We start from the raw sequence: 568 nt of genomic DNA on the forward strand, positions 1-568 counted from the left end.
GTCTACGGTTTGTTGGATCATAGAGCTGTTTTCTAGAGCCGTTTTAGCTCCTATCTTTGCTGTACTAGAAACCACGTGGATGGCTTGGAGGGTCATCAGCAATGTGATGAGAGCCCAAGTGAGAAAGCCATGAACCGTTCCCGACGATTCAGCAAAACGTCCAGCTACAAAGCCTCCCAAGGCTAGGCTAATCAGTGTAACGATAACAGAACCCACGCCAAAGGAGAGGAAAGAGCCTTCAAATGGGGTTGAAGAGGTGAAATCCATTTGGCTTAAGCCTAAAGCGGCTACCAGAAAAGAGAGGCAGATTGAGGTGGCAAGGGCGCTCACCAGTCCTGCAAAGATTGCGGACCATGAAATGGGTGTGTGAAAGAATGAATACTTTTCTTCTAGAGATGTTTCTCCTAGAAAATTCGTATCGAATGGTGTGTCTTCAGGAATGCGAGTTTCCATGTTTTATCTCCTTGAATATGCTGGAGATACAATGTCTTTTTGCCAATTATGTTCCAAAAGTGAATAGATATGCGCCAAAAAGGACAGAAAACATCGAACACAAGACGGTGATCAT

Annotated in this window: 1 pseudogene; it reads right to left on the reverse strand. The window is 44.7% G+C overall.

Features of this window, described 5'->3' with window-relative positions:
* Positions 1 to 453 (reverse strand): annotated as a pseudogene (locus ACFIKH_RS09400) (TIGR04086 family membrane protein); the annotation flags it as partial.
* Between the last annotated feature and the right edge of the window lie 115 nt (positions 454 to 568).

Source organism: Bartonella sp. SD1336NMGDW (assembly GCF_042193565.1).
In the GTDB taxonomy this organism is placed as follows: Bacteria; Pseudomonadota; Alphaproteobacteria; order Rhizobiales; family Rhizobiaceae; genus Bartonella; species Bartonella grahamii.